The following is a 21,988-nucleotide window of genomic DNA, read 5'->3' on the forward strand; positions in this document are numbered from 1 at the left end:
TGAAAGGGGTTCCTACGTGAAATTTCACAAAGTATTAATTGCAAATCGCGGCGAAATTGCGGTAAGAATAATAAGGGCTTGTCGTGAGCTTGGTATTAGCACAGTTGCTGTTTATTCCGAAGCGGATCGCGACTCTCTCCATGTTCGGTTATCCGATGAAGCTTATTGTATCGGACCGACCGCATCTAAGGATAGCTATTTAAATTTAACAAATATTATGAGTGTAGCAACGATAACAGAATGTGATGCGATTCATCCGGGATATGGTTTCCTTGCTGAAAACGCTGACTTTGCTGAAATATGCGAGTCATGCAACATTACCTTTATCGGACCGTCTCCAGAAGCGATTAGCAAAATGGGAGACAAGGCCGTAGCTAAACTCACGATGAAAACAGCTAATGTTCCTATCATACCTGGCTCTGACGGTTTGGTTGAGAATATGGATGAAGCGATTCGCGTAGCTCGTGATATCGGATATCCAGTCATAATCAAAGCGACAGCAGGCGGCGGGGGCAAAGGCATACGTATCGCCGAAGATGAAGCGACACTCGTACAACAAATTACGACTGCTCAGCAGGAAGCTCAGAAAGCTTTCGGTAATGCAGGCGTTTATTTAGAGAAATATTTGACAGGTATGAAGCATGTTGAAATTCAAATAATGGCCGATAAGCATGGCAACGCTGTTCATCTGTTCGAACGCGACTGCTCGGTGCAGCGCAGACGTCAGAAGCTTCTAGAGGAAGCGCCATGTTCTGTGTTATCGCCGGAACTGCGTGAAAGTATGGGGCAAGCGGCAGTACGAGCTGCTCTTGCCGTTAACTATTCGGGGGCAGGTACGCTCGAGTTTTTACTGGGGCCGGACGGCAAATTTTATTTCATGGAAATGAATACACGTATTCAGGTTGAGCATCCCGTAACAGAGATGATCACGAATGTGGATTTAATTAAAGAAATGATTTCAGTTGCAGAAGGCAACCCATTGTCATTCACGCAAAGTGATCTGAAAATTAACGGCTGGTCGATTGAATGTCGCATTAACGCGGAAGATTCCGAACGCAACTTTATGCCATCGCCGGGAAATATTCCATTTTACTTGCCTCCGGGCGGAGCAGGAGTGCGGGTTGATAGCGCAGTCTATCCTGGGTATACGATTTCGCCGCATTACGACTCTATGATCGCTAAGCTGATCGTATGGGGCGCAACTCGTGAGGAAGCGATAGCAAGGATGAAGAGAGCATTGTCAGAGTTTGCGATTGAAGGCATTCGTACGACAATTCCTTTCCACTTAAAGCTTCTGAATCACTCTAAATTTATCGATGGAAATTTTGATATCAAGTTCCTAGAGGATTATGATATCAATACTCCTGAATAAGAAAATGACAATACTGTGATCAACTAGTATTGTTTGTCATAATTCTTGACGAATGTTATAGTATATTAACAAGATGCGGTCTATGCTCGGCCAAGATGCTGGGTACGCGCAACTTTAGGGAGGTGTACAACCATCATGAGTATAATCGCTGCGGAATATGAGAAAACGGACATGGGTACAATTCAAATTGCACCCGAAGTCATCGAAGTAATCGCTGGGTTAGCTACGGTTGAAGTGGATGGCGTTGCTGGAATGAGCGGCGGATTTGCAGGCGGAATCGCAGAGCTTCTTGGTCGCAAAAATTTATCCAAAGGTGTCAAGGTTGAGGTTGGTCAGCGTGAAGCCGCGGTTGATGTATCCATTATAGTTGAATATGGAAATCGTATTCCGGAGATTGCTTCGGAAATTCAACGTAATGTGAAACGTTCGATCGAGATGATGACAGGACTGCATGTCGTGGAAGTGAACGTACATATTCACGATGTACATTTCAAGACGGCAGAAAAGCCGGAAGAAGATGACCAGCAATACCGAGTTAAATAAAGAATCAATCATTAATTGAATTCCGTACAACCCCCTCGTGATTGGGCATGCCGCTCGGCGCTAGGGGGTTTTCATTCGGCTTGACAGGAGGAGGCACTACGTTGATTAAAGTCGTAGACAAGCTGCTTTTGTTTCTATATAGCATCGTAATCGGATGCGTATCTATTTTCCTCATTATTTTAGGATTTGGTGGAATTTCAAAAGATCTTATGTCAGATCTTATAGGTGATTTATATCGTCTCGATTCCTTGCAATATACGATAGCTGGAGTAAGTGTTATTCTTTTTTTATTAAGCTTGCGATTTTTTATCGTTTCTCTTCAACGCGGCTCAGCTTCTGCGCCATCAATTGACCAGAGAACAGACTTTGGCGATATTCGTATATCGATGGAAACAATCGAGAACTTAGCGCTTAAAGCAGCAACTCGTCAACGTGGTGTTAAAGATTTGCGCGCGCGCATTCGTGCAACCGATGCAGGTCTAGATATCGTGCTGCGTGCTGTAGTGGATGGCGAGAGCTCCATTCCTGTGCTAACGGAAGAGGTTCAACGTTCTGTCAAAGAACATGTTGAGGAAATTACAGGGATACCTGTTATGAATGTTGCTGTATTCATCGCTAACATCATTCAAACTGGCACGTTTAAGAGTCGCGTGGAATAGAGGTGAGTTTGCTGATGTGGAGGGAATTTTGGACATCCTATGGGAAACGCGCAGCAGGTGCTGCGACGGGGTTGTTTTTCGGGCTTATTTATTTATTTGTCGGGTTTTGGGACATGGTCTTTATCGCGTTGCTTGTATCTGTCGGTTATTGGGTCGGCAAGCAGAAGGAATTAGGTAACGAACCCATTTTGCCAATACAACGGATATGGTATTCGCTGCTCGAAAGGTTTCGACCGTTTAAATGAACCTGTGGTCTCCTCCGTACTCCGGAATCCGGATAGCCGCTTATTCGGGGCAGGGAGGAGATCATAGGTTTTTTTGAAACGTCTTCCTCCAACTGGAGAAGGAAAGCTGTTACCGTATGGTAAAAATTAATTTAAATGGCATTAAATCTGCCGCGGAGGTCACATGAAACGAAGATTAGCACGAGAAATAGCAGTATCAAGTTTGTATCAAATGGAAATGAATGAAGTCTCGGCAGCTGAAGCAGTCGATATGCTTATGGAAGAGCTGCGTCAAGATAATGAAATAGGTGCTGATCCTTCAGAAATTGGAAGCACAGATGAGTTTGCTCGCGAACTTGTTTATGGTGTAATGGAGCACAGACAAGCCATTGACGGAATGCTTCAGCAATTTTTGACAGGCTGGCAGGTTGATCGTTTATCGCGTGTGGATCGTCAAGTTCTTAGGCTTGCATGTTATGAGATGGTTTTCCGTGATGACGTACCGCCGAAAGCGACAATTAATGAAGCCATAGAGCTTGCCAAACATTTCGGTACAGAAGAATCAGGTAAATTTGTAAACGGTGTGCTCGGGAAATTGCTTCTCGAAGTAGACGAGCTGAAATCATAGAAAAAGCATCGAATAGATGCAAAAGGAGACTGGAGCTATGAGCGCGCAAATCATTGAAGGTAAAAAAATATCTGACCTTATACGTGAGGAAATGATTACAGAAACTGCAGCCCTAAAAGAAAAAGGCGTAGTACCTGGATTAGCTGTAGTGTTAGTAGGCGAAGACCCTGCTTCGAAGGTATATGTAGGCTCTAAGGAAAAAGCATGTCAGCAATTAGGATTTTATTCAGAAGTCCACCGTTTAGCTGCAAATACAAGTGAAGAGGAATTGTTATCCGTTATTAATCGTCTGAACAACCAGGTGTCAATTAACGGAATTCTTGTTCAATTGCCTTTACCAAAGCATATTAATGAGAAATCTGTCATTGATGCAATTGACGTGGCCAAAGATGTAGACGGCTTCCATCCTGAAAGTGTTGGAAACTTAGTCATCGGTGATGATAGCCTGCTTCCTTGCACGCCTGCGGGCGTAATCGAGCTTATTAAGCGCAGCGGTGTTGATATTGCAGGAAAGCACGCAGTCATCATAGGTAGAAGCAACATAGTAGGCAAGCCTGTAGCCATGCTTCTTCTTCGTGAAAATGCAACAGTTACGATTTGTCATTCGCGTACTGCTAATATGGAGGAGATTGCAAAACAAGCTGATATTCTAGTCGTAGCAATCGGCAAAGCAAACGCAATCGACAAAAGATTTATTAAGCCAGGAGCTATAGTAATTGATGTAGGCATTAATCGTCTAGCTGACGGAAAATTGGCTGGTGATGTTGATTTTAATGACTGCTTAGATACGGCGGGCTTTATTACGCCAGTTCCAGGCGGAGTTGGACCAATGACGATTACAATGCTGATGAAAAACACAATAACAGCAGCAAAGCGGGCAAACGGAATCTAGGAGTGACGTTTGAATGGCAGGACAACCTCGCGTTTTTTCTATAAAAGAACTTAACCGTTACATCCGAATGAAATTCGAGTCGGATTCATTGCTTAGTGATGTGTGGCTTCGCGGGGAAATCTCGAATTTCACACATCATTCGAGCGGTCATATGTATTTCACGTTAAAGGATAGCGATAGCCGCTTGAAATGTATTATGTTCGCTTCTCATAATCAGCGTCTACCCTTTATGCCAAAAGAGGGTACGAAAGTTATTGCTAGAGGCAATATTTCGGTCTACGAGCGCGATGGTAATTATCAATTCTACGCTACCGCTATGCAACCAGATGGACTAGGCAGCTTGTACCTCGCTTTTGAGCAGTTAAAAAGCAAGCTAGAGGCTGAGGGGCTGTTCGCCGAATCACGTAAACGCTCTATTCCACGATTTCCACGTGCTATTGGTGTCATTACGTCTGCTACGGGGGCCGCGGTTCGCGACATAATTATTACGATACAACGACGCTATCCGTCTATGCCTGTGTATGTGTATCCTGTACTTGTTCAAGGGGCGCAAGCAGCACCAGCTATTGTTAAAGCAATAGAAGCAATGAATCGTTTTGGCGAAGCAGACGTATTAATAGTTGGTCGCGGCGGCGGTTCACTTGAAGAGCTTTGGGCCTTTAATGAGGAAGCGGTAGCTCGAAGTATCGCAGCGTCTGAAATACCAATCATTAGTGCGGTAGGTCATGAGACGGATTTTACAGTGGCTGATTTCGTAGCTGACCTTAGAGCAGCCACCCCAACGGCTGCGGCTGAGCTGGCTGTTCCTAATATTGTAGAACTTCAGCAGCAGCTCACTCGTCAGAAACAAAGACTTGTACAAGCTATCCGTTTCCGAGTGAGGGAGGAGAAAGAACAACTGCAGCGCATTAGACGCTCGCCTTTCTTTATGTATCCTCGTAAATATTTGCTTGAGCAAGCGCAGCGGCTTGATCGTCTTCAAGAACAGCTCGTGCAGCGTACTCAACGGATTACTGAGGGGCGCCAATCGAGATTGTCTCGTATGCAAAGGGTGCTTGCAGGACATCACCCAGGTGAGCGTGCAGCATTCGCGGCAAGGCGTTGGCAATCTACATCTCGTCAACTCGAACAAGTGATGGTTTCGATCATGAAAGAGCGTAAGCTTAAGCTATATGGAGCTATAGGGCAGCTTGATGCATTGAGTCCACTTAAGGTCATGTCTAGAGGGTACAGCTTAGTATATGACGCCAACGAGAAACGTTTAATAAAATCGGTATCTGATGTTCAACAGGGCGATATTATTCAAGTGAAAATGTCAGACGGTCAAATAGATTGTCAAGTTCGGTCATTGAGAGGAGAGCCAATCGATGGAAGCGATAAATAATAGCGAGCTAAGTTTTGAGCAAGCGATGGAGCGATTAGATTTAATTGTAGCTAAGCTTGAAAATGGTGATGTGCCTTTAGAGACAGCAATCGAATTATTTCAAGAAGGCATGAAGCTTTCTCAGCTATGCGGCGGTAAGCTCGAGCAGGTGGAGCGCAAAATTGAATTGCTCATCGAATCGGAACAGGGCTTTCAGAAAAAACCGTTTGCACCTGCAAACGATGATAAAGGGGAATAAGCTTGAACGACAGGTTGGCAATAGATGCGTATTTAAATCAATGTGTGAAATTGACGGAAGCTTCACTTAAACAATCCCTTTCAGAGAAATGGGATATTCCAGTAACACTTAGAGAAGCAATGAACTACTCGCTCGAGGCAGGCGGCAAAAGACTACGACCGGCTTTTGTCCTTACAGCGGCAGAAGCAGTCGCAGGAAATGCTGATGCTCTGAATGCGGCTATACCGATTGCTTGCGCTGTAGAGTACATTCACACTTATTCCCTCATTCATGATGATTTGCCGGCAATGGATAATGATGATTTCCGTAGAGGCAAGCCAACAAATCACAAGGTGTTTGGCGAAGCGATGGCTATATTAGCCGGGGATGCACTGCTGACGCATGCTTTTCACTTGATACCTCAAGTGTCGCGCTTATCGGGCGTAAGCGCTGAAATTGCTTTAGCCATCGTGGAAGATTTGGCAAGGTTAGCCGGAGCACCTGGCATGGTAGGTGGACAAGTCGCTGACATGTTAGGAGAGCAAGGAATTACGTCTGTTGAAGAATTGGAATATATTCATTTGCATAAAACAAGCGATTTAGTCGTATTTTCAGTGACAGCTGGCGGGCGTATTGGTGGGGCAAGCTCCAAGCAGCTTGAGCTGCTAGCACGTTATGGTCGTAATATCGGACTTGCTTTTCAAATTCAGGATGATATCTTGGATTTGATTGGTGACGAGAAGAAGCTAGGTAAGAAAACAAATAGCGATGTCGCGCAGAATAAGGTAACTTATCCTTATCTTATTGGACTGGAGCAAAGCAGAACTCAAGTTGAACTGCTAACACAGGAAGCCAAATCAGCTATATTGGAAGCGGATTTTCAAGCGCCGGAACGACTATTGGAAATTGCAGATTATTTAGTAAAACGTGATCATTGATCGAACAAACCGTTATCAAATTAGTTGGGAAATATATTTCGGTATGCTATACTAGGAAAAATGTAAATGTTCATGAGACAGCTGCAAGAGGCTGTCCGCGAAAGTGAGGAAAGTAACGTGCTGCTTAACCAGATAAACGGACCTCAAGATTTGAAAGCTTTGACAACCGCTCAGTTGGAGCAGCTGGCAGTTGATATACGTCAGTTTCTTATTGAAAAGCTTTCCGTTACGGGTGGTCATCTCGCTTCCAATTTGGGAGTCGTTGAATTGACCCTAGCCATGCATTATTTATTTAATAGTCCCGATGATAAATTTGTTTTTGACGTCGGTCATCAATCATATGTTCATAAAATTTTAACTGGTCGTAAAGACCGATTTGACACTTTGCGTGAATATAAAGGGTTATGCGGATTCGTGAAACGCTCCGAGAGCGAGCACGATGTCTGGGAGGCCGGCCATAGCAGTACTTCGCTATCTGCTGCAATGGGAATGGCGCTTGCGCGTGATTTAAAAGGGGAAAGCAACCGGGTTGTAGCTGTTATAGGTGATGGTGCTCTCACTGGAGGCATGGCTTTAGAAGCATTGAATCATATCGGTCATGAACAGAAGGATATGATTGTTATCCTTAATGATAATGAAATGTCGATTGCACCTAACGTAGGCGCACTGCATCAATACTTGGGTAAAATTCGAACAGATCGTCATTACCAGAAAGCAAAAGACGAATTGCAGCAGCTGTTGAATAAAATACCTGCTATTGGCGGGAAGCTTGCCAAAACGGCGGAGCGTTTTAAAGACAGCTTGAAATATTTACTCGTGAGTGGCATTTTGTTCGAACAATTTGGACTGACGTATTTGGGTCCAGTTGACGGTCATGATTTAGAGCAATTACTTGATATTTTGCGTCAAGCTGATTCTATGCCAGGACCTGTCCTTGTTCATGTTGTTACAGTCAAAGGTAAAGGTTATTCACCCGCAGAAGCTGATTCATTCAAATGGCATGGTATTTCGCCATACAAAATTGAATCAGGTCAAGTGGCAAAATCAGTAGGTCCTCCTATGTATACGGACGTGTTCAGCGAAATGCTGATTCAGTTAGCCGATCAGGACAAACGAATTGTAGCCGTTACACCAGCTATGCCAGGCGGCTCAGGCTTGCTTAAATTTGCCGCAAAATATCCTGATAGAATGATTGATGTTGGTATTGCCGAGCAGCATGCGGCTACGATGTCAGCGGCGCTTGCATTAGAAGGTTTAAAGCCAGTATTCGCTGTATATTCTACCTTCTTACAAAGGGCTTACGATCAAGTCGTGCATGATATATGTCGGCAAAACTTAAATGTCATTTTCGCTATAGATCGTGCCGGGTTTGTTGGACCTGACGGAGAGACACATCACGGTGTGTATGATATTGCTTTCATGCGACATATACCGAACTTGGTTATTATGATGCCTAAGAATGAGAATGAGCTGCGTCGTATGCTCAAGACAGCCGTGGATTATAATGATGGGCCAATCGCGGTTCGTTATCCGCGAATAAACGGTGTAGGTGTTGAATTAGATCCGAATCCAGAGCCGCTAGCTATTGGTAAATGGGAAACGGTTCGTGAAGGCGACTCTGCTGTTATTTTAGCAATTGGTCCGATGCTTCAAGTTGCTGAGGAAGCCGCTGAATATTTAAAGCGTGATGGCTTGAATGTTCGAATCGTAAATGCTCGATTTATTAAACCTTTAGATGAGCAAATGCTGTTGATGCTTGCCTCAGAGGGTAAGCATATGATTGTATTAGAGGAAGGCTCGGAATTAGGCGGATTAGGCAGCTCCATTCTTGAATTTTATTCGTTAAAAGGAATTTATGGGCTTTCTATTCGCGTCATTGGCGTTCCAGACTTATTTGTAGAGCATGGTTCAATAAAAGAGCAAAGGCAAGAAATTGGATTAACAGCAGATCGAGTAGCAACAGAGATGAAAGCATTGCTCCCGCGCCTTGTGACGCGTGCAACAGGACAGAAGTAAGGGTCTGAAGGAGAAAGATGACAACAACTACTAAAGAACGTATAGACGTGCTGCTGGTCGAGCTTGGTTTTTATGATAGCAGAGTCAAGGCAAAAGCTGCGTTGATGGCTGGGCTAGTGCTAGTTAATAACGAGCCCGTTGACAAGAGCGGGATGAAAGTGCCGCGAAGTGCGGATATTAAAGTTAAAGGCTCTTTACACCCTTATGTTAGTCGTGGCGGTTTGAAGCTTGAGAAGGCTATTCGTAATTTCGAGATTGATTTGAATGATCGTGTAATGCTTGATATTGGAGCGTCAACAGGCGGTTTTACCGATTGTGCACTGCAGAATGGCGCGTCTTATGTATATGCAATAGATGTGGGCTACAACCAACTTGATTGGTCTTTAAGACAAGATGAACGTGTTAACGTGATGGAACGAACGAATTTCCGGTATATGCAGCCGTCGGATTTAGCTGGCCCTTCGCCAACGTTTGCTTCGATCGATGTTTCATTCATTTCGTTACGACTGATTTTGCCTACATTATCGACATTGCTTGCTCCAGGTTCAGGTATTGTAGCGCTAATTAAGCCTCAATTTGAGGCAGGTCGTGAAAAGGTTGGGAAATCAGGCGTTGTTCGTGATTCCGCTGTACACAAGGAAGTGCTGCATAACGTACTTACTGCCGCTTCGGAGCTAGGCTATTCATTGCAAAATTTAACCTTCTCTCCTATTACCGGCGGAGAAGGAAATATAGAGTTTCTAGCTTATTGGGTATGGTCGGCTGAGACAAAAGTTGGCGTACCTGATGACACGGCGCTCGAGCAGTTGGTAAAACAGGCAAGTCAAACATTCACAACGGTAAAGTAATCATTAGCTTCCAAGAAGGGTGCCAAGCGGTTTTTAACTGCAGGGCATCTTTTTTCTTTACAGAGACCTATTAAATTTGATAAACTGTAGTTAACCAAACAAACGTTCGCTTAATGCGAAAAAGGAAAATGCCCCCATCATATCGAACGATAAAGAAGAACAATCCATTTGCAAATGGGGGCGGCTTATGGGAGAGTATGGCGATTGGTTTATTATGCTAATTGCAAGCTGTTTACTTATATTTTGGATTTATAAAGCTTTTTATCGTTGGCTGCATGAGCCTGCAAGCATGAATCGTCTTAAGCTTGGTAAGGGCGGAGAACTTAAAGATAACGATCCAAATATTTTGCTGCTAGAGCAAGCTGGTTATGAAGTCAGCTCAGGAAAGCATTTAATACCGATCCCGATCGAGCTGGATGGTACACCGCTTGGAAAGGGAAGTCGGCTATACATTGATTATATTGCTGAATTAGATAACAATATGTATATCGTAAAGACAGCGCGTGATCGAATGCCAATGGATTGGACGGCAAGTGGAGTTCGTGATCGATTGCTAGTATATTCCTTGCTTTTGCCGGAATGCGCGGGGGTATTGTTCGTTGATGCCAAGGAAAGAGTGATACGTAAAATTACATTTCATATTGCGGATTGACATGTCATGGAGGGTATATATGAAAGGGATTCGCCAGTTCAAGATTAAAGAAATCATTACGAATAATTCAATTGAAACACAGGAAGAGCTTGTTGAAGCACTTCGCCAATCGGGCATGCAAGTAACACAAGCAACGGTTTCACGTGATATGAAGGAATTGATGCTTATTAAAGTTCCTGTATCAGAAGGCAGATATATTTATTCTATGCCACAGGAACATCAGCGACAAAATCCAATTCACAAGCTGAAACGGGCGTTGCATGACAACTTCGTGCATATTGATTTTACGGAAAATCTGGTAGTAATGAAGTGCTTGCCTGGTACCGCAAACGCATTTGGTGCTTTGCTCGATAATATGGAATGGCAGGAAATTATGGGTACAATTTGTGGGGATGACACGATTTTAATTATATGCCGGACGAAGACGCAAAGCGGAGAAGTTGTCGAGCGTATTCTTGAGCTACTGAACTAAGGAGGATGCTAAGCCATGCTGCGTGAGTTATCTATAAGGAATTTAGCGGTAATTGAAGAAGTGAACGTTACTTTTCATCATGGATTTCATGTGTTAACAGGAGAAACGGGGGCGGGTAAATCAATATTAATTGATGCACTTAGTTTGGTTGTTGGCGGACGTGGCTCCGCAGACATGGTACGGTACGGTTGCGACAAGGCAGAGATGGAAGCGATGTTTGATCTTCCTGCTAGTCATCCTGTTTGGAATGTGCTAAATAAATTAGGTGTACAAGCTTCGTCAGAAGAGATGCTCGTTATTAGAAGAGAGTTATCTTCTCATGGCAAAAGCAGCAGCCGAGTAAACGGACAGCTCGTAACGATGACAATGCTTCGTGAGGTCGGCGAATATTTGGTTAATATTCATGGTCAGCACGAGCATCAATCCTTATTGCGTACAGAACAACATTTGGAATGGCTTGACATGTTTGCAGGAGACTTGCTCATTGAGCGCAAACAGAATTATCGAGTAGTGTTTAATCAATTGCAGCAAGCAAGAGCATCGTTGCGAGAATTAGAAAATTCAGCAAGACATAATGTCCAGATGCTTGATTTATATCGATTTCAAATTGAAGAAATTACAAATGCACAACTAAAGCCGCTTGAAGACGAATTACTAACGGAACAGAAGCGCAAGCTAATGTATGCAGGTAAAAGATTGGATGCTGTTTCTGAAGCTTATGCCTTGCTGTATGGTGGTAAAGGACTAGACGCGGTCAGCAAAGCAGTTGCTAAGCTTATCGACATTCAAACCTATGATACGGCCAAGCTCAGCCCTTTGCTTGAACAGCTGCAATCTGCTTTTTATCAAGCAGAGGATGCGGCCTTTCAATTACGCGATTATCGTGACGGAATTGACTCGGATCCAGACCAGCTTGCTCAGGTTGAAGATAGACTTGATTTAATTAATGGTTTAAAGAGAAAATACGGGGAAACGATACCTGATATTTTATCTTATTTGGCAAAAACCACATCAGATCGCGATAAAATTGAAAATCGTGATCAACTATTGGACAACCTTCGTGAGCAAGAAGAGAAGTTGTATAATCAAGCATTTGCTCTGGCGAAGGAATTATCACATCTTCGCGAGCATGCGGCTAAACGTCTTGCAGAGGCGATTGAGAAAGAACTTGGACAACTGCAAATGCCTTCAACTAAGTTTAGTGTGCAGTTAGCTACAAGTGCTTCGAATGCAGGAGAAGAAAAGCAAATCCGACTCCACCAGAACGGAATGGATGAAGCTGTATTTATGCTTTCCACTAATCCTGGTGAACCATTAAAGCCGTTGAATAAAATTGCTTCAGGCGGCGAGATGTCACGAATAATGCTAGCACTGAAGAGTATATTTGCAGAAATTGATCAAGTGCCAGTACTTATATTCGATGAAGTGGATACAGGTGTAAGTGGACGCGCGGCACAGGCAATAGCGGAGAAGATGTCTCAGCTGTCTTTGAAGTGTCAAGTGTTCTCAATAACTCATTTGCCGCAGGTTGCTTGTATGGCAGACCATCATTATGAAATCCGCAAGCAGGTCATTGGTTCACGCACTTCAACTTCTGTTGCGGAATTAATCGGAACGATACGTATAGAAGAACTAGCGCGTATGTTAGGCGGTGTGGAAGTTACGGAAAAAACAAGGCATCATGCACAAGAAATGCTTGATTTGGCTCATCGCCAGAAGGGGGCGTAATCGTATACAGTTAGGGAATGATTTTGTGGACATAAAACGTTCGGGGCGGGGTAACTTAAAGGTACGCTTATGGCGACAAAGTCTTCTGCGTCATGCGATGGAATTATAGGGAGCGTGAAATCATTGAACTCCAGTCAACGGAAGCGATGGTTTGGTCTTGTTCTCGTTTTCTTCGTTTGCATGATCGGGAGCTCCACCCCGTTTCAACATTTTGCCGCATTCCCGAATGAACTACGTTTATTCTCCGGGCAACTGAAACGATTACAATATGGAGTGCCCGTTCATGCTGAAGTAACGGTAGACCCACATGTGCTTCAAATTAACGGATCAAGCAGTAATTCGTTGTCTGTCAATTTAAACGAACCATTATCACTGCAACCGAGTCGCAGCGGTGAGACCCAGATGAAGCTCAAATTATTTGGGAAAATTCCAATTAAAACTGTAAAAGTGAATGTTGTTCCTGATTTACGTGTAATACCAGGTGGTCAAACCATTGGCGTAAAAGTGAAGTCAGCAGGAATTTTAATCGTAGGCCATCATCAGGTATCAGGAAAGAATGGGATGAAGCAATCACCTGGAGAAGCGGCTGGTTTAAAGCTTGGCGATCTAATTGTTAAAGTTAATGGAATTTCTATTAATCAAGTACAGAAAGTCGCCGAGCTTAGTGAAAAGGCCGGGAACGACAAGCAACCGTTAAATATTACTTATAAACGAGACGGACAACTTGGAGAAACAAAGTTGACTCCGATGTTTGATGCAGAGGATAAAGCCTGGAGACTTGGTTTGTACATCCGAGACTCAGCAGCTGGTGTTGGCACTCTAACCTTCTACGCTCCTGATCAAGGGGTGTACGGGGCACTAGGACACGTTATAACCGATATGGATACACAAACACCAATTGAAGTTGGTGAGGGTCAAATATTACAATCAAGTGTAACCTCAATTAACAAAAGCCAAAATGGTGAGCCAGGAGAAAAACGAGCACATTTTGTGAAAGAAGGCAAAATTTTAGGAAGTGTTGAACGAAACACGCCATTTGGCATTTTTGGCAAAATGAACGAGGCACCAACCCATAGCTATAATGATAATTCAGTTCCCGTATCCTTTGCCGAGGATGTCAAAGAAGGACCAGCACAAATATTGACCGTGATTGAAGCTCAGAAAGTAGAACGATTCGATATTGAAATCGTACATGTTTCTAAGCAATCAGGTCCGGCCACCAAAGGCATGGTAATAAAAGTTACAGACAAACGTTTGCTAAGCAAAACAGGCGGTATCGTACAAGGCATGTCTGGAAGCCCGATTATGCAGAACGGTAAATTAGTTGGTGCAGTTACACATGTATTCGTGAATGATCCTGCATCAGGCTATGGTTGCTTCATAGAATGGATGCTGCAGGATGCAGGTATTTTATTGAAAGCAGCGAATACGAGCATAGAAGAAAAAGCAGCATAGTCAAAAAAGCGAGAAACGTTTGCTGAGGCTTTAGATCGCCGTAGCGAACGTTTTTTCGCTTTTAATGTATGATGTATAAGAAACGCGCGTAGCTTTAATATCTAAGTGAATTTTGTCGAAGAAGAACGAATAGTAGCGGTACGTGTAATAAATTTTTAATTATAACGAAAACGATAAAAAAAATAAAGAAAAATAATTTTCGACAGAAGGAAATCACCTGCCTGTGTCGAAAACTTTAAGCAGACAACGAGTGAACGTATTCATGAATATCAATAGAGGAGGACATACCTTGCACAAGATTGAAGTATTGTTAGCAGATGACAACAGAGAATTTACTAACTTATTATCGGAATACATATCCGAACAAAGTGATATGAGTGTAAGCGGAGTCGCGTATAACGGTGAAGAGGTATTAAGACATTTGGAGGAATCGAGAAAAATTCCGGATGTACTTATACTTGATATTATTATGCCTCATTTGGATGGATTGGGCGTTCTTGAACGGTTAAAGGAAATGAATATTTCACCTATGCCTAAAATTATTATGTTAACAGCATTTGGCCAAGAGAATATTACGCAAAAAGCGGTACAGCTTGGTGCGTCTTACTATATTCTAAAACCATTTGACATGGATATTCTGGCAAATCGAATTCGTCAGCTTGTTGGGAATCCTACTTACTCTTCAACGGCAAGCTTCTCATCAAGTTCGTCGACGATCAAATCCAATGTCGTGCCTATCCCTAAAGTGAAAAACTTAGACGCGAATATTACGAGCATCATTCACGAAATTGGAGTGCCTGCTCATATTAAAGGATATCAATATTTACGTGAAGCAATAACGATGGTGTACAATAACATCGAAATTCTTGGTGCTATTACGAAGACACTTTATCCAGCAATCGCCGAAAAATTCAAAACTACACCTTCCCGCGTCGAACGTGCTATCCGCCACGCGATTGAAGTCGCTTGGACGCGAGGCAACATCGACAGCATTAGCCACCTGTTCGGATATACAATCAATATCAGCAAGTCTAAGCCTACAAATAGCGAGTTTATTGCGATGGTGGCTGATAAGCTGCGGATTGAGCATAAGGTGAGCTAAGAGGGGGATTTGTAGTGTAGAACAAAGTTTTTTGGCTATGAGAATTGGTTGCAGCCATGCCATTATATAATAACCATTAAACTTGCTGTGAAATCTATATTTTTATCTCGACCCCACCCGATAAACCCTTTTGGTTTATTGGGTTTTTATTTGTAGGAAAGTAAGGATAGACATTTACCCTTTTTTTACTGATTGTACTATACAAAGAGGGGATCTTACAGAATAGATTGTTAGTGTAGATTCTAAACCTCTGCAACCGCTGAACAAGCTAGATTATTGAAGTATAAGTTACAACATTGTAAGGTTTATACAATAAAATGTAATATAAATCGATAGATTTGGAGTCTGTTTCAAGCTAAACTATTATAAGGGAAATCAACCATTAGTTTTGGCTAATAGCTCAGATCTGTCGTTCGTAATAATTCTAAGAAAGAAGGTGGATTTTGTTTAATGTATGATATCTTTAGTGCAATTATTTTAGGAATTGTTGAAGGCTTGACGGAATTTTTGCCTGTCTCGTCTACGGGTCATTTGATCTTGGTTGGTGATCTACTTGGCTTCGAAGGAGATACGGCAACTACATTTAAAATTGTTATTCAACTGGGAGCCGTAATGGCAGTATTTGTGCTCTATTGGAAAAGATATATGGCAATTTTAAAGGATCTTCTAACCTTCAATTTCTCAGCGAAAAATAAATTGAATGCGATTCATTTGATCATTGCCATGATCCCAGCCTTGATCGCTTATTTGATTTTTAAGGACTTTATCAAAACCAATTTGTTTGGACCTGCCCCCGTCTTAATCAGTTTGATTGTTGGCGGTATTTTGATGATTATTGCGGCACAGGTTAAACGTAAGGTAACCGCAGAGAACACTGACGACATTACATATAAACAAGCGCTCGGCATTGGCTTATTCCAATGTTTAGCACTATGGCCCGGATTCTCGCGATCAGGAGCTACGATATCCGGCGGATTACTACTTGGAACTAGCCAGAAAGCAGCAGCGGATTTTACGTTTATTATCTCTGTTCCGGTTATGATGGGTGCTACAGTACTGGACATGTATGATAGCAGAGAGCATTTGACATCTGATGCGCTGGTTCTTTTCCTGATCGGTTTCATTGCTGCTTTTATCGTGGGAATGATCGCGGTAGTGACGTTCCTTAATCTGATAAAACGTCTTAGATTGGAATGGTTTGCGATATATCGCTTTGTACTTGCAGCGGTATTTTTCTTTTTCATAATGTAAGGTTAGAAGAACTGAAATATAAAAAGTATGATTAAAATGAGGTAAATAAGTAGAAAGTCTAAATCAATAATTTGAATAGAAGAGGTTGCCAAAGTGGTACAATTCATGCCGACTTAGGCAACCTTTTTTTGATGCGAGTCCTAACAGAATCTTTAAAGTAACAACTAAATTTATTTAACTGATCTAGAGTCGGAATTAAATAGTGGACGTAAAGTGGTTGGAGTGGGCGAAGCAAATTCAAGTTATTGCTCAGATAGGACTGACGTATACAAATGAACCGTTTGATGTTGAACGTTATGCCAACTCAGCTAATTAATGAGAATATGAGTGGGATAATATAAAGGTTTGTTTCTCTTTCCTTTGGTAATAATAGGAGGGGAGGAGGGGTTAAAATATGCACGCTTATCTGGAAGTTCTTATTCGAAGCATTGCCGCTATTTTGCTTCTGTTGCTAATTGCAAAAATATTAGGTAAACAGACTCTTTCTAATATGACGTTCCATGATTTTGTAACGGGTATTACAATGGGGGCTATTGCAGCTAACTTGGCGTTTAATGAAAAATTAAAATGGTCATATTTAGTTTTGTCATTAATTGTATTTACTATCACGTCTTTTATCTTATCTTTCATTGCTATGAAAAATCATAAAATGCGGGACTGGATTTCGGGTTCTCCGACTGTACTTATTGAGAATGGTAAAATTCTTGAAGATAATATGAGGAAGGTAAGATATACGCTGGATTCTTTGGATCAAGTATTGCGGGGCAAAGATATATTTAACCTTGAGGAAGTGGATTATGCCGTTCTTGAGGATAATGGTATGGTGTCTGTGTTGAAGAAACCCGAGTACCAATTCGTAACCAAAAAGGATTTGAAGCTTCCTCCAAAGCCGCAAGTCTTTCCTCTCGAGCTCATTATGGACGGGGTTCTAATGGAACATGATTTGGAGAAAAACGGATTAACCAAAGAGTGGTTGGAATTGGAGCTTAGGCGCAAGGGGAAACGGATATCTGATGTGTTTTATGCTGTAAAAGGAACACAGCAGCAGCTGGTATTTGACTTTTATGAGGATGGTATCCACAAGCCTATCGATAAAGAATAGAAAAAAAGGCTATCACGAGAATACGCGTGATTGCCTTAGTTGTATACGACTCTTCTGTTTAAATAAACTTGGTTACCATATTTCTTAATTAATTCGGATGATTCTGCTTGGATGAAGGCTTGTATATCCTTCAAGCGTTGATTTTTAGGGTGAAGTGTCTCTTTTACTTTACCGTCCACCGATACATCAAATACGATTTGCATTTTATCGCCTCATTTCTCTTTGATAACTCAATTCTATTGCATGTGTATTACGGCATGATAAAATAAGATTAAGAGAAATGTAAGCAATATATAATTTCGTCAAGGGAATGTAAAATATAAGCTCGGATATCATATATAAGTTCCCATTTACATTCGTGCAAAAGGGGTTGTCCAATAAGTAGCTTGATCTACTTGTGGGACAACCCCTTGATTGATTTTTTGATGTTTTTATTAGCTTTGCGGTTTTGGAGGGCGCGGTCTTTTCTTTTTGAATCGTGGGGCAACATAATTCCGTTTGCGGTCCCGGAAAAAAGTCCAGCCCCCGATAAAGGCAACACCAGCGGCGAACATAACAAATCCCAGCAAGAAAGGCAGCCATTGAAAGTTAGGTGTTATTGAATCATTACCGAATTCAGAAAAATATAGGAAAACGGAATCTTTCATCTTGAGGAAGCCGACGCAAGCCAGAATACCAGGAATGACTAGCAATAAAATAGCTATGAAACGGGCGGTAACTAATTTCATAAACGCAGATTCTCCTTGTAGGTTAAATACAGTTACATCTATCATACCCTTTTACGTTTGTAGTGTCTATTTCGTACTTGGACGATGTAAATATCGCGAAAAAACAGGTACAATAGGAATGAAACTCATGGTACAATGCGGATGGGCTAAAAGTATGAATGAAATCGGCATACAAACATATATGGAACGCAATATGGAGGGAATGATTCGATGGCGATACAAGTAGACGTAGCAATATTAGGAGGCGGACCGGGCGGTTATACCGCGGCGATTCGGGCGGCACAGCTGGGGAAGTCGGTGGCGATTGTTGAAATGGACAAGCTGGGCGGAACCTGCCTGCATAAAGGATGCATACCTAGCAAATCGCTGCTGCGAAGCGCTGAAGTGTACGCAACACTTCTAGATGCTCATACATACGGTATTCAAGTAGACAAGAGTGCTATTTCCCTTGACTACGATAAGGTTCAGCTTCGCAAGGAGCAAACGGTGGAGCAGCTGCATCGCGGGCTGAAAGGATTAATGAAAAAGAACGGCATTCAAATTATTAACGGCAAGGGCAGAGTCGTCGGCCCTTCAATCTTCTCACCGAGAAGTGGATCACTTGCTGTTGAGCTGTCTGACGGTGAGATGGAATCAGTTGTATCAACGAACCTAATTATTGCAACAGGCTCCAGACCACGTTTATTGCCAGGCTTGGTACCTGATGGTGAATATATTTTGACAAGTGATGAAGCGTTAGTAATGGAGAAGCTGCCAGCATCTATGCTGATAGTAGGCGGAGGAGTAATCGGTGTTGAGTGGGCTTCTCTTTTACAGGATTTTGGCGTACATGTTACGCTTGTGGAAGCTGGTTCACGTTTGCTGCCAGGTGAGGACACGGAAGTTTCTTCAGAGATGACCAGATTGCTGACGCGACGCGGCGTGCGAGTGCTAACAGGTGTAAAGCTTCAGACGGAGCAGTATAAAGGAGAAAACGGTGAAGTTTCGATTACAGCTACGACAACGGACGGCGATGTATTATTAACATCAGAAAAGATGCTTATTTCGGTTGGCAGACAAGCAAATATTGAAGGCATCGGACTTGAGAATACAGATATTCGCACAACGAATGGTATGATTGAGGTTAATGACTTTGGTCAAACAAGCGAGCCTCATATTTATGCGATCGGCGATGTGATAGGCGGTGTTCAGCTTGCGCATGCCGCTGCACATGAGGGTTTAATAGCGGCAGAGCATATAAGCGGCCAAAAGCCTGAAGCACTCCAGCATCATTTGATACCGCGCTGCATTTATTCCAGGCCTGAAATTGCTTCTTACGGTCTGACCGAAGATGGCGCGCGCGCGAAGGGGCATGATATTAAGACTGGTAAAATTCCGTTTCAGGCAATCGGCAAAGCGCTTGTCCTTGGTGAAACCGATGGCTTTGTGAAAGTTATTGCCGATCGTAAGACGAATGACATCGTAGGCGTTCATATGATCGGTCCTCATGCGACTGACCTTATTTCAGAGGCGACGCTCGCTGGTCTGCTAAACGCAACACCTTGGGAGGTCGGCCAAATGATTCATCCGCATCCGACGCTTGCTGAGGCGCTAGGTGAAGCTATGCTTGCGGTTGAAGGACGAGCTATAGCGTTCTAAAGAAGACCATTTTCTTTTTACGGCAAATGGGTTTATAATATATATGATCAAGTATTAGGACCAGGTTATAATAGCTGGTATAAAAGGAGGAACATCTTCATGACCCAATTCGCTTCTACTGGGCACAATGTTCGTCATTTGGATTTAGGCCTTACTAATGAGCAAGCAATTGATATGTATACAACAATGGTTACGGCACGCAAGTTTGATGAGCGGATGCTGTTGCTTCAGCGTGCAGGGAAAATTAACTTTCATGTATCCGGCGTCGGTCAAGAGGTGGCGCAGGTAGCAGCTGCCTTTGCGCTGGATCGTGAGAACGATTATTTTCTGCCTTATTATCGGGATTATGGATTAGTACTTTCTGTTGGCATGACGCTTCGGGATTTACTGCTGTCGGTATTCGCGAAAGCGGAAGATCCAAATAGCGGTGGGCGGCAAATGCCTGGCCATTTTGGATCGAAGAAGCTTCGTATTGTGACGGGCTCAAGCCCGGTTACAACACAAGTTCCGCATGCGGTGGGTATTGCTCTCGCTGCCAAAATGAAAAAAAAATCACTCGTCAGCTTTGTTACGTTTGGTGAAGGTTCCAGCAATCAAGGAGATTTCCATGAAGGCTGTAACTTTGCGGGCGTACATAAGCTTCCTGTTATTTTCATGTGTGAAAATAATCAGTATGCGATTTCGGTACCGCTGCATAAGCAGCTTGCCGGAAAGGTGTCTGATCGCGCACTCGGTTATGGCTTCACGGGTCTCCAAGTTGATGGCAACGATGCATTGGAAGTATTCCGAGTAGTTAAGGAAGCTCGCGAGCGCGCAATTGCAGGGGAAGGACCGACTCTTATTGAAGCGTTGATGTACCGAATTTCACCGCACTCAACGTCCGATAACGATCTTGCATATCGTTCGAAGGAAGAGGTTGATCTGAATCGTGATAAAGACGGTATTCCAAAATTCAAGCAATATTTGATTGATAGCGGTATTTGGTCAGAAGAGCTAGAAGCTGAGCTTCAAGTGACGATTCGCAAGCTGCTTGATGAAGCAACTGAATATGGCGATAAAGCGCCATTCCCAACACCTGAATCTACACTGCTCCATGTCTACGCTGATGATGCTGAGCAAGGAGGTCGTAAATAGATGGCGATTATGGACTATATCGATGCTATACGGTTAGCCATGAAGGAAGAGATGGAACGTGATGAGGACGTATTCGTGCTTGGCGAGGATGTTGGACTTAAGGGCGGCGTGTTCACGACAACGAAGGGTCTATTGGAGCAGTTCGGCGAGGAACGAGTGATGGATACACCGCTGGCAGAATCAGCAATAGCAGGTGTTGCTATTGGAGCCGCTATGTATGGTATGAAGCCAATCGCGGAAATGCAATATTCAGATTTTATGTTCCCGGCAACCAATCAAATTATTAGTGAAGCGGCGAAGATCCGATACCGTTCCAATAATGATTGGACATGTCCAATCGTTGTTAGAGCTCCAATTGGCGGCGGTGTTTTCGGAGGCTTGTATCATTCACAATGTCCAGAGTCTGTTTTCTTTGGAACACCCGGCTTGAAAATTGTAGCACCTTATACCGCATATGATGCGAAGGGCTTGTTGAAAGCAGCTGTTCGTGATCCGGATCCAGTTTTATTTTTTGAGAATAAAAGATGCTATAAGCTCGTAAACGGTGATGTGCCAGAGACGGATTATATCATTCCAATCGGCAAAGCGAATGTGCTTCGCGAGGGCGATGATATAACCGTAATCGGCTACAGCTTGCCTCTATACTTTGTGGAGCAAGCAGCAGATGAGCTCGCCGCTGATGGCATTAGCGCCCACATACTCGATTTACGAACGCTTCAACCGCTTGATAAAGAGGCTATTCTTGAAGCAGTTCGTAAGACTGGCAAAGTACTTATCATTCATGAGGATAATAAAACGGGTGGTGTAGGCGCGGAAGTGTCTGCTATAATCGCAGAAGAGCTTTTGTACGAGCTGGATGCGCCCATTATGCGTTTATGCGGACCAGATGTTCCGGCTATGCCGATCAATCCGCCTGGCGAGAAGTTTTTTATGTTGAATAAAGAAAAAGTGAAAGAAGCAATGCGAAACTTAGCGCTTTATTAAAATAGAAGAAGGTATAAGCCT

Annotated in this window: 24 protein-coding genes; 22 read left to right on the forward strand and 2 right to left on the reverse strand. The window is 43.0% G+C overall.

Going from position 1 to position 21,988, the window contains the following annotated elements:
- Positions 1 to 16: 16 nt before the first annotated feature.
- The 19 genes from accC to AC0YN7_RS13435 all read left to right on the forward strand — a co-directional run bounded on the left by accC (position 17) and on the right by AC0YN7_RS13435 (position 17,483).
- Positions 17 to 1,372 carry an acetyl-CoA carboxylase biotin carboxylase subunit gene (accC, locus tag AC0YN7_RS13345; protein WP_475810498.1) on the forward strand — a complete coding sequence of 452 codons (1,356 nt, stop codon included), beginning with the start codon at positions 17 to 19 and terminating at the stop codon, positions 1,370 to 1,372.
- Positions 1,373 to 1,507: 135 nt separating this feature from the next.
- Positions 1,508 to 1,915, forward strand: coding sequence for an Asp23/Gls24 family envelope stress response protein (locus tag AC0YN7_RS13350; RefSeq protein ID WP_475810499.1), 408 nt, complete (start codon positions 1,508 to 1,510; stop codon positions 1,913 to 1,915).
- A 101-nt stretch (positions 1,916 to 2,016) separates the two neighbouring features.
- On the forward strand, positions 2,017 to 2,574 hold the full coding sequence (amaP, locus tag AC0YN7_RS13355) for an alkaline shock response membrane anchor protein AmaP (protein WP_475810500.1): 558 nt from the start codon (positions 2,017 to 2,019) through the stop codon (positions 2,572 to 2,574).
- Between the two features lie 14 nt (positions 2,575 to 2,588).
- Positions 2,589 to 2,819: a DUF2273 domain-containing protein gene (locus AC0YN7_RS13360; RefSeq protein ID WP_475810501.1), complete on the forward strand. Its 231-nt coding sequence runs from the start codon at positions 2,589 to 2,591 to the stop codon at positions 2,817 to 2,819.
- A 163-nt stretch (positions 2,820 to 2,982) separates the two neighbouring features.
- Positions 2,983 to 3,426 carry a transcription antitermination factor NusB gene (gene nusB / locus AC0YN7_RS13365; protein WP_475810502.1) on the forward strand — a complete coding sequence of 148 codons (444 nt, stop codon included), beginning with the start codon at positions 2,983 to 2,985 and terminating at the stop codon, positions 3,424 to 3,426.
- Between the two features lie 37 nt (positions 3,427 to 3,463).
- Entirely contained in the window at positions 3,464 to 4,318 is an 855-nt protein-coding gene (gene folD, locus AC0YN7_RS13370; RefSeq protein ID WP_475810503.1) for a bifunctional methylenetetrahydrofolate dehydrogenase/methenyltetrahydrofolate cyclohydrolase FolD, read from the forward strand.
- A gap of 13 nt (positions 4,319 to 4,331) precedes the next feature.
- Positions 4,332 to 5,702, forward strand: coding sequence for an exodeoxyribonuclease VII large subunit (gene xseA / locus AC0YN7_RS13375; protein WP_475810504.1), 1,371 nt, complete (start codon positions 4,332 to 4,334; stop codon positions 5,700 to 5,702).
- The gene (gene xseB / locus AC0YN7_RS13380; protein ID WP_475810505.1) at positions 5,686 to 5,940 is read left to right on the forward strand and encodes an exodeoxyribonuclease VII small subunit; all 255 of its coding nucleotides are present in this window, start codon (positions 5,686 to 5,688) and stop codon (positions 5,938 to 5,940) included. The genes xseA and xseB overlap by 17 nt, the downstream gene beginning before the upstream one ends.
- 2 nt (positions 5,941 to 5,942) lie before the next feature.
- Positions 5,943 to 6,857 carry a polyprenyl synthetase family protein gene (locus AC0YN7_RS13385; protein ID WP_475810506.1) on the forward strand — a complete coding sequence of 305 codons (915 nt, stop codon included), beginning with the start codon at positions 5,943 to 5,945 and terminating at the stop codon, positions 6,855 to 6,857.
- 66 nt (positions 6,858 to 6,923) lie between these two features.
- Complete coding sequence (gene dxs, locus AC0YN7_RS13390) at positions 6,924 to 8,873, forward strand: 1-deoxy-D-xylulose-5-phosphate synthase (RefSeq protein WP_475810507.1); 1,950 nt, start codon at positions 6,924 to 6,926, stop codon at positions 8,871 to 8,873.
- Between the two features lie 17 nt (positions 8,874 to 8,890).
- Entirely contained in the window at positions 8,891 to 9,721 is an 831-nt protein-coding gene (locus AC0YN7_RS13395) for a TlyA family RNA methyltransferase (RefSeq protein WP_475810508.1), read from the forward strand.
- Positions 9,722 to 9,908: 187 nt separating this feature from the next.
- Positions 9,909 to 10,373 carry a hypothetical protein gene (locus AC0YN7_RS13400; RefSeq protein WP_475810509.1) on the forward strand — a complete coding sequence of 155 codons (465 nt, stop codon included), beginning with the start codon at positions 9,909 to 9,911 and terminating at the stop codon, positions 10,371 to 10,373.
- Positions 10,374 to 10,392: 19 nt separating this feature from the next.
- The gene (gene ahrC, locus AC0YN7_RS13405) at positions 10,393 to 10,845 is read left to right on the forward strand and encodes a transcriptional regulator AhrC/ArgR (protein ID WP_475810510.1); all 453 of its coding nucleotides are present in this window, start codon (positions 10,393 to 10,395) and stop codon (positions 10,843 to 10,845) included.
- Positions 10,846 to 10,860: 15 nt separating this feature from the next.
- Positions 10,861 to 12,573, forward strand: coding sequence for a DNA repair protein RecN (gene recN, locus AC0YN7_RS13410; protein WP_475810511.1), 1,713 nt, complete (start codon positions 10,861 to 10,863; stop codon positions 12,571 to 12,573).
- A 123-nt stretch (positions 12,574 to 12,696) separates the two neighbouring features.
- Positions 12,697 to 14,028 (forward strand): SpoIVB peptidase, encoded by a 1,332-nt coding sequence (spoIVB, locus tag AC0YN7_RS13415; RefSeq protein ID WP_475810512.1) that lies wholly within the window; start codon positions 12,697 to 12,699, stop codon positions 14,026 to 14,028.
- Positions 14,029 to 14,317: 289 nt separating this feature from the next.
- Complete coding sequence (gene spo0A, locus AC0YN7_RS13420) at positions 14,318 to 15,130, forward strand: sporulation transcription factor Spo0A (protein ID WP_475810513.1); 813 nt, start codon at positions 14,318 to 14,320, stop codon at positions 15,128 to 15,130.
- A 450-nt stretch (positions 15,131 to 15,580) separates the two neighbouring features.
- Entirely contained in the window at positions 15,581 to 16,381 is an 801-nt protein-coding gene (locus tag AC0YN7_RS13425) for an undecaprenyl-diphosphate phosphatase (RefSeq protein ID WP_475810514.1), read from the forward strand.
- A gap of 202 nt (positions 16,382 to 16,583) precedes the next feature.
- Positions 16,584 to 16,697: an NUDIX hydrolase N-terminal domain-containing protein gene (locus AC0YN7_RS13430; RefSeq protein ID WP_475810515.1), complete on the forward strand. Its 114-nt coding sequence runs from the start codon at positions 16,584 to 16,586 to the stop codon at positions 16,695 to 16,697.
- Between the two features lie 78 nt (positions 16,698 to 16,775).
- A complete protein-coding gene (locus AC0YN7_RS13435) occupies positions 16,776 to 17,483 on the forward strand; it encodes a DUF421 domain-containing protein (protein ID WP_475810516.1) in 708 nt (235 codons plus the stop codon).
- A gap of 35 nt (positions 17,484 to 17,518) precedes the next feature.
- Here the strand turns inward: AC0YN7_RS13435 and AC0YN7_RS13440 are convergent, their stop codons facing one another.
- Positions 17,519 to 17,686 (reverse strand): hypothetical protein, encoded by a 168-nt coding sequence (locus AC0YN7_RS13440; protein WP_475810517.1) that lies wholly within the window; start codon positions 17,684 to 17,686, stop codon positions 17,519 to 17,521.
- 231 nt (positions 17,687 to 17,917) lie between these two features.
- A complete protein-coding gene (locus AC0YN7_RS13445; RefSeq protein ID WP_475810518.1) occupies positions 17,918 to 18,211 on the reverse strand; it encodes a DUF2627 domain-containing protein in 294 nt (97 codons plus the stop codon).
- 210 nt (positions 18,212 to 18,421) lie between these two features.
- On the opposite strand from AC0YN7_RS13445, the gene lpdA reads away from it, so the two are divergent.
- The 3 genes from lpdA (at position 18,422) to AC0YN7_RS13460 (ending at position 21,967) form a co-directional block, all read left to right on the forward strand.
- On the forward strand, positions 18,422 to 19,849 hold the full coding sequence (gene lpdA, locus AC0YN7_RS13450; protein ID WP_475810519.1) for a dihydrolipoyl dehydrogenase: 1,428 nt from the start codon (positions 18,422 to 18,424) through the stop codon (positions 19,847 to 19,849).
- 99 nt (positions 19,850 to 19,948) lie between these two features.
- Positions 19,949 to 20,983: a thiamine pyrophosphate-dependent dehydrogenase E1 component subunit alpha gene (locus AC0YN7_RS13455; protein WP_475810520.1), complete on the forward strand. Its 1,035-nt coding sequence runs from the start codon at positions 19,949 to 19,951 to the stop codon at positions 20,981 to 20,983.
- A complete protein-coding gene (locus AC0YN7_RS13460) occupies positions 20,984 to 21,967 on the forward strand; it encodes an alpha-ketoacid dehydrogenase subunit beta (RefSeq protein WP_475810521.1) in 984 nt (327 codons plus the stop codon).
- Positions 21,968 to 21,988 lie beyond the last annotated feature (21 nt).

This window comes from Paenibacillus sp. J31R122, from assembly GCF_056269185.1.